We start from the raw sequence: 7,261 nt of genomic DNA, 5'->3' as shown, positions 1-7,261 counted from the left end.
GAGAATTTACAGTCCCGCCGTGACGCCGCCAAGCAGGCTGAGGAAATTATTGATACTCAGGCCGATCATTTTGCCGGCTGGATGCGGAGTCAGGATGCTGTTCCGGTGATCAGAGCGATACGTGATCAGGGACAAATGCTGAGCACCCAGGCTGTTGATAAAGCGTTACGCCAGCTGGAACAGGGCATGAGTGCCGAAATAGTCATGACCGAACTGGCCCGCACATTAACCAACAAACTATTACACGAACCCAGTAGACAACTGCGACAATCGGCATTTGAATCAGATGAAAATAATCCCATGATTGATGCTGCCCGTCGTTTATTTAATATTAAGGATTGATCTGTGAAAGATTCCATCAGGCATAAACTTGAAGCCTTAGTTGATCGCCATGAAGAGATCAGTGGCCTGCTTTCCGATCCGGAAACCATGGCCAATCAGAATAAATTTCGCACCTTATCGCAGGAATATGCGCAGCTAGAGCCTGTTGTAAAACACTTTGGCATGTATTTGCAGACATTAAGTGATTTGAAAGATGCTCAGACAATGCTGCAGGAAAAAGATCCTGAGCTGCGTGAAATGGCCAGAGAAGAGTTAGCCATCGCTGAGGAAAAACAGGAACAGCTGGCGATTGACTTGCAAAAACTGCTGTTACCTAAAGATCCCAATGATCAACGTAATATCTTTCTCGAGGTTCGTGCTGGCACCGGCGGTGATGAAGCCGCCATTTTTTCCGGTGATTTGTTCCGTATGTACACCCGCTACGCAGAGTCCCGCCGCTGGCAGGTCGAAATACTCAACGCTCAGGAAGGTGAACATGGCGGATATAAAGAAATTATCGCCCGTATTGTCGGCGAGGGAGCCTATTCACGGCTGAAGTTTGAATCCGGCGCGCATCGTGTGCAACGGGTTCCGGAAACCGAATCGCAGGGCCGTATTCATACCTCAGCCTGCACAGTAGCTATTTTGCCGGAAGCCGATGAAATCGATCAGATTGAAATCAACCCTGCTGATATCAAAATGGATACGTTCCGTTCCTCCGGTGCCGGTGGTCAGCACGTTAACACCACTGATTCAGCCGTACGTATTACGCATATTCCAACAGGCATTATTGTTGAGTGCCAGGAAGAACGTTCACAACATAAAAACCGCGCCAAAGCGATGTCGGTTTTACAGTCGCGCATCATGGCTGCCAAGGAAGAAAAACAAGCATCAGAGCAGGCGGAAACCCGGCGGTTATTAGTGGGCAGTGGCGATCGCAGTGAACGCATCCGTACCTATAACTACCCTCAGGGGCGTATTACCGATCATCGGATCAATCTGACGCTGTATAAACTGGATGAAGTCATGTCGGGTCAGCTGGATCAGGTAATTGATCCATTAATCAGCGAATATCAGGCCGATCAGTTGGCGTTACTCTCGAAAGACTCCTAAGCCCTATTTCGCTTTTAACGTCAGCCAATCCTGAGGCTGCAGATAATGATCATATAGCCGGGCTTCAGCAGAACCCGGTTCAGGTTGCCAGTTATAGCGCCATTTCACCAGGGGTGGCAGTGACATCAGAATCGACTCGGTGCGACCGCCGGATTGCAAGCCAAAAAGTGTTCCGCGGTCATACACCAGATTAAACTCTACGTAGCGACCACGACGATATAACTGAAAATCACGCTGCGCTTCGGTATAAGGCATATCCTTACGACGTTCGACAATCGGTAAATAGGCTGCGGTGTAACTGTCGCCAACATTGCGCAACAAAGCAAAACAGTGGCTAAAATTCGGCTCATTCAAATCATCAAAAAATAAACCGCCAACGCCTCGCGGCTCGTTGCGATGCTTGATAAAGAAATAGTCATCGCACCATTTTTTGTACGCTTCATAAACACTGTCACCAAAAGGATCACAAGCGCTTTTAGCGGTTTGATGCCAGTGAATTACGTCTTCATCAAAGGTGTAATACGGTGTCAGATCATAACCGCCACCAAACCACCAGATAGGTTCTTCACCCGCTTTCTCAGCCACAAAAAAACGCACATTAGCATGGGAGGTAGGCACATAAGGATTATGCGGATGGATCACCAGTGAAACGCCCATCGCCTGAAAGCTGCGTCCGGCTAATTCAGGACGGCTGGCTGTTGCTGAGGGCGGTAAATTATCACCACTGACTTCAGAAAAATTGACCCCGGCCTGTTCGAATACAGCACCGTTGTTTAAGACGCGGGTCCGGCCCCCACCGCCAGCCGGACGCTGCCAGGCATCTTCGGCAAATTTCTCTTTGCCATCGGTAATTTCAACTTCATTACAGATAGTATCTTGCAGTGAGAGTAAATACTCACGTACCGCATTTATATCAGGTGCACTCATCGCAGCACCTCGTCAGTTAATGCATCACGAATGGTTGATGGCTTAGTGGCACCGCCCAATGCACCGGGCAGCACATAATCCAGCTCAGGTAACTGCCAATGCACCTGATGCACATTTCTGGCGGGGCGCAGACCGGTAATATTTGCGCTGCTTGAAACCAGAGGCCCGCCAAATCGACGTGATAACTCTGCCGCTAAAGGATGTGCCGTGACCCGGACCGCCAATGTCTGACGACCACCGGTTAATAAAGGGGAAATCGACTCACGAACAGGCAGTAACCAGGTCGTCGGGCCAGGCCAGGTTTGGTTTACCTTCGCCAGAAGTTCGGCGGATAAAGGTTGAATGAAATCCTGCAATTGATTGAAATCAGCTGCGATCAGAATTAGCCCCTTTTCCAATGGTCGGCGTTTCAGCGCCAGCAATTTGATAATGGCTGTTTCACTCCACGGGTCACAGCCAACACCAAATATCGCTTCAGTCGGATAGGCAATGACACCATCCTCCTGTAAAGCATGGCATGCCTGTCGTAACTGCCAATCTGAAAAACTCATATTCGACTCATTTCGCTTCTTTTCGATACCTGATTAACCACGTTGGCGTTTTTTATGCATCATTTCTTCAATAAATGGCATCAGAATTATTTCCATGGCCAGACCCATTTTTACTCCAGGAACCACCATGTTATTTGGCCGTGACATAAACGAATCTTTCAGCATCGACAGGTAATAGGGAAAATCAGCCATCTTTGGATCCTTAAAGCGAATCACACACAGACTTTCATCTGCTGTAGGTATTTCGCGCATCACAAATGGGTTGGAGGTATCAATCAACGGCACCCGCTGAAAGTTAATGTGGGTACGTGAAAACTGCGGTGTAATATGGTGAATATAATCCGGCATCCGTTTGAGGATGACGTCCACCACGGCATCCTGGGAATAGCCACGATTGGCGCAGTCACGTTTGATTTTCTGAATCCATTCGATATTGATAACCGGGACCACACCAATCAACAGATCGGCATACTGGGCAATATTGACTTCATCGGTGACCACCCCACCATGCAACCCCTCATAAAACAGTAAATCACTGTCATTATCGATTTCTTGCCACCTGGTAAATGTGCCTGGTGGTTGGTTATATCTGGTGGCTTCACACTGATCATGAATGTAGTGACGCTTTTCGCCACGCCCCGTTTCAGAGTAAGTTTGGAACAGTTTTTCCAATCTATCCAGGCAGTTTGCCTCCGGCCCAAAGTGGGTCAGCGAGCGACCTTCTGCTTCAGCATTGATGACTTCAGCGCGCATTTCTTCACGGGTGTATTTGTGAAAGCTATCGCCCTCAATAACGACGGGTTTGATATTTGCCCGGCGAAAAATATCTTCAAAAGCATGTTTTACGGTTGAAGTACCGGCTCCTGAAGAGCCGGTAACGGCAATAATCGGGTGGGAAATAGACATTTAAGCCTTCTCCTTGATGGTGAACATTGGGAGGCGGATTTGACTTTGTTACGAGTACAATTTCCGGGCTAGGTAGCCAGTCCACGAGAAGGAATCGACCAGGATGTCATTAGTAATGATATCACGCTGAAGTTGGGGTTTACCCTTTACATTGGTTGAGTTCGAGGCGCCCAACATGCCAGTAATGGCGCCTCGATCAACCGTAAAAGAAATGTTTTTACATGCTGTTGCCAGATCTAGTAATGCCAAAATATTCATCCTTTCGATTTGCAATTCCATCGGCGGAAAAGCGTGTCACTGATGACCCGTTATTTATGGTTTTTTAATCTAGACCAGCAACGCAATAAATAAAAGACATAAATATTTATGGACGGCATAAACAAAATTTATGGTTCAAGTCGTAACGACTTTTTCATGGCAACACAGGATAGCGTGATCGGCTCCCCTGAACTCGACACCTTGTTTGTGCTGGATACCTTTTATTGGCTCTGCTAATACTCCCAGCTGCGATAAAGTTCGTTCGCTTCCTTCATATCCTCGTAAAGCCAGACCATTCGATCCAGGAACCAGCTTTTACCAAGATAGGCCAAAGACACACCCAGAATCGCGCCCCAGACAGAAAAATAGACAGTAGCCCAGACCGCTAACAGCAAGCCTCTGAAGGAAATACCATTAAGAAAACCATGTAATGGAATGGTATGCCGATCCGGTATTGGAACCGTATCCCGGTTTAAATAAACGCGCTCGCCCAGAACGGCTTTTGATGCCCAGTTTTTGGTAGATTTCGGTTTTTTGAACAAGATAGGATTGAAAAATAACCACAACAAAGATGCCAGACTTGGCACTAGGGCTTGTTTATCTTTCAGAGCCACCACTGCTGGAGGCTATTTTTTCGTCCAACAAGGCGGAAATGATGCGATGTAGTTGTTCTACATAAGTCATTTCCAACGCCGAGGGGCGGAAAAATAGTCCCAGCCCTGCGGGTTGTGGCTGAAAATGCACCACTTATGTCCACGGATGGACTGTATGCCGGCGCGCCAGGGAGGCGCGCGCCGGCCTGTGTTGCTTGTCGTTTATTTAGAACGACTAAATCACACTCCTCGCGCCTTGATTGGTGCATTTTAAGTCACAACAGAGGCGGCTCTGAAAGATCAACAAGCCCTAGACACCACCAGCCAATCCACTCCCTGCTCCAGAACGCAATGACGATAAAAGGAAGCACAGAATATCTTGTCCAGACACTCACGGGATTGGCGTGTCGCATCCAGTTTTCATCATCAAGCTTAAAAATCCCGGCAATTTTCCGTTCCAATGTCATGTCGTATTACCTCTGGGTAAGTAAAAGTTTTTTTAAGATTTAGCTTTGCCTTGAAAGATGAATAAACGTCCGCTTGAGAGTGCGAAGTATGATGTTCGGTTTCAAAAATCAAACAGGTAAACCACAAGCAATTTAATGGTAGCCGTCATCGTAATGTCATAACAAATCTGCATCATGATTTCCCATTTGTATGTGGTGGTATGATGCTTAAAACGGTTCGTAGCAGGATTCTGTTCTTTTCCTCTTTCTCTGTCTTTGCGCTCTCGGCGCTGGCATTTTTGTCCTGGTCAATCATTGGAAAGGCGCAAAATTCCGCTGAACAACTTATCCAAAACAGCCTGACTGAATCCTGGTTATTGACTGATTTGGAACAGGATCTCCGTCACTTGCAAGATCTCTCATTTAAAACCAAGGCTCAGTTACTGCTATGGAGTGAAATTAACCAGCAATTTGAAGTGCTTTCACAATCAATTCCTGCCAAATTGCATGCGATTGAGCAAAATCCACAACTACGTAACTGGTACAACGAAAGCACCGATCTTCGCGAACCGCTGGCGGCTTATCTTGACGAACTGGGCGCAGGAATCGCCGAGCAGAGCTATTATCAGGCGGGGAAAACCGTGGATTTCTCCCTCTTTCCGGTGCTGTCCCCCCTGCTGGAAAAAATAAATATCCGCAAGGAAACCAGTCGCAACCATATCTCCCAGGACTCAGATGAACTGCTAAATTATCTTGGCCGGCAACAGGTTTCATTGATCAGCGGCTTCATATTTTTTCTGACCGTAATTGTGTTGATGACCTTCTGGTTAAGAAAAACCGTTATTTTCCGGCTGCAACGCATCGAGCAGGATATTCAGGCAATGGATAAAAATTCGGATCTGGCCACCCCACCGACTCTGGCTGGTTCCGACGAAGTAGCTGGTGTGGCGACCGCTTTGATTCGACTGGTAGGCCGATTTGAGGGATTTATTGGCGATATCAGAAATGCCTCGAAAATCGTGAATGAGCGTTCCGATCACCTTGATAGCCAGGCAAGAGAACTGGAGTCCGCATCCCGAACGACACATGATCATATTCAGGAAGTCACCCTGTCGATGCAGGCAATGGCCGAACAGGCTTTTACAATTGAAACATCAACGCATGACTCAACTGAGACCCTTCGATCTGCCGTAACAGCGAATGCTGTTATTCAATCAGGCCTCAAAAAAAGCGAAATGGCGGCAGATAATACCGTTGAAGTGATTGCAAGAGTGACGAGCTCAATACAAGAACTAACAGAATCAACCTCAAAAATTGAAAAAGTCATTAGCGTCATCGCCGAAATAGCTGAACAAACCAATCTGCTGGCGCTTAATGCAGCCATTGAAGCCGCCAGAGCTGGCGAACATGGTCGAGGATTTGCCGTTGTTGCCGACGAAGTGCGAACCCTTTCGCAACGCACCACCGACTCTACGGGACAAATTCGGCAATGGGTACATGATCTGATTCAGGTTGTGGAAGCCGTTGATGACCAAATCACAGAAATGAAACATGCCGGGGATGGCAATCGCCACACTTTAAACGAACTTAAAGAACAGCTTGCCACCATGAATCACTGGTTTGCCGATTTAGAGCAACGGACAACAACCATTAACCAAGCCCTTTCAATGCAACGAGAAGAGATTGACCGGGTCGGTTTGCGATTCGCAACACTTGATAATCATGCATCAACCGTCAGTGAAACCATCGCTGGCAGCAGAGCCATCAGTATCGCATTGAAAACCGAAGCGAATTCGATGAACAACCTCACCGCACGCTTTCGGACTTCTTTTGATAGTTAAAAAACAGGCCGGGCAACGAGATTAATTATTGAGAGGCTGTGTAAAAATCTAACACGTTTCGATTCTTACACGGCCTCAAATTTACCTGTGGCGCAATTCTTATTTAACAACCACGGAACAGCCAGGCATGAATGAGCTTGGTATAGCGTGGCATCACCACATAGACCATCAGCAATACGGCAATGCCGGTGATGATAAGGGTATCCAGATAATGGTTGTCAGGCAGCCCCAGCTGGTGAAGTGGCAGTAGCAGAAACGGCAATATCAATACCAGCGGATAGATAGCCGACCAGGTGACCAAAGCC

Annotated in this window: 7 protein-coding genes and 2 pseudogenes; 3 read left to right on the top strand and 6 right to left on the bottom strand. The window is 47.3% G+C overall.

Features of this window, described 5'->3' with window-relative positions:
• Together B3O33_RS09715 and prfA are read left to right on the top strand one after the other, a co-directional pair.
• Positions 1 to 342: pseudogene (locus B3O33_RS09715) on the top strand (glutamyl-tRNA reductase); the annotation flags it as partial.
• Between the two features lie 3 nt (positions 343 to 345).
• Complete coding sequence (gene prfA / locus B3O33_RS09710) at positions 346 to 1,434, top strand: peptide chain release factor 1 (RefSeq protein ID WP_292360690.1); 1,089 nt, start codon at positions 346 to 348, stop codon at positions 1,432 to 1,434.
• 3 nt (positions 1,435 to 1,437) lie between these two features.
• Here prfA and hemF read toward each other — a convergent pair whose 3' ends face one another.
• The 5 genes from hemF to B3O33_RS16035 all read right to left on the bottom strand — a co-directional run bounded on the left by hemF (position 1,438) and on the right by B3O33_RS16035 (position 5,136).
• Positions 1,438 to 2,361: an oxygen-dependent coproporphyrinogen oxidase gene (gene hemF / locus B3O33_RS09705; protein ID WP_292360692.1), complete on the bottom strand. Its 924-nt coding sequence runs from the start codon at positions 2,359 to 2,361 to the stop codon at positions 1,438 to 1,440.
• Positions 2,358 to 2,912 carry an L-threonylcarbamoyladenylate synthase gene (locus B3O33_RS09700; protein WP_292360694.1) on the bottom strand — a complete coding sequence of 185 codons (555 nt, stop codon included), beginning with the start codon at positions 2,910 to 2,912 and terminating at the stop codon, positions 2,358 to 2,360. Before B3O33_RS09700 ends, hemF begins: the two co-directional genes overlap by 4 nt.
• 33 nt (positions 2,913 to 2,945) lie before the next feature.
• Complete coding sequence (locus tag B3O33_RS09695; RefSeq protein ID WP_292363502.1) at positions 2,946 to 3,818, bottom strand: phosphoribulokinase; 873 nt, start codon at positions 3,816 to 3,818, stop codon at positions 2,946 to 2,948.
• Between the two features lie 491 nt (positions 3,819 to 4,309).
• The gene (locus tag B3O33_RS09690) at positions 4,310 to 4,690 is read right to left on the bottom strand and encodes a DUF6653 family protein (protein WP_292362500.1); all 381 of its coding nucleotides are present in this window, start codon (positions 4,688 to 4,690) and stop codon (positions 4,310 to 4,312) included.
• A gap of 254 nt (positions 4,691 to 4,944) precedes the next feature.
• Complete coding sequence (locus B3O33_RS16035) at positions 4,945 to 5,136, bottom strand: DUF6653 family protein (protein WP_363105316.1); 192 nt, start codon at positions 5,134 to 5,136, stop codon at positions 4,945 to 4,947.
• Between the two features lie 200 nt (positions 5,137 to 5,336).
• Between B3O33_RS16035 and B3O33_RS09685 the strand changes: the two genes are divergently transcribed.
• The gene (locus B3O33_RS09685) at positions 5,337 to 6,956 is read left to right on the top strand and encodes a methyl-accepting chemotaxis protein (protein WP_292362499.1); all 1,620 of its coding nucleotides are present in this window, start codon (positions 5,337 to 5,339) and stop codon (positions 6,954 to 6,956) included.
• A gap of 103 nt (positions 6,957 to 7,059) precedes the next feature.
• Here the strand turns inward: B3O33_RS09685 and B3O33_RS09680 are convergent.
• Positions 7,060 to 7,261: pseudogene (locus B3O33_RS09680) on the bottom strand (antibiotic biosynthesis monooxygenase); the annotation flags it as partial.

The organism is Methylophaga sp. UBA1464, assembly GCF_002325665.1.
In the GTDB taxonomy this organism is placed as follows: Bacteria; Pseudomonadota; Gammaproteobacteria; order Nitrosococcales; family Methylophagaceae; genus Methylophaga.
The sequence above is the reverse complement of the archived record's forward strand: the minus strand, read 5'-3'. Positions and strand labels throughout refer to the sequence as shown.

Bases quoted from the DNA above. Each gene is read 5' to 3' on its own strand.
- B3O33_RS09700 (WP_292360694.1), bottom strand. From the start codon at position 2,912: ATGAGTTTTTCAGATTGGCAGTTACGACAGGCATGCCATGCTTTACAG.
- B3O33_RS09695 (WP_292363502.1), bottom strand. From the start codon at position 3,818: ATGTCTATTTCCCACCCGATTATTGCCGTTACCGGCTCTTCAGGAGCC.
- B3O33_RS16035 (WP_363105316.1), bottom strand. From the start codon at position 5,136: ATGACATTGGAACGGAAAATTGCCGGGATTTTTAAGCTTGATGATGAA.
- hemF (WP_292360692.1), bottom strand. From the start codon at position 2,361: ATGAGTGCACCTGATATAAATGCGGTACGTGAGTATTTACTCTCACTG.
- B3O33_RS09685 (WP_292362499.1), top strand. From the start codon at position 5,337: ATGATGCTTAAAACGGTTCGTAGCAGGATTCTGTTCTTTTCCTCTTTC.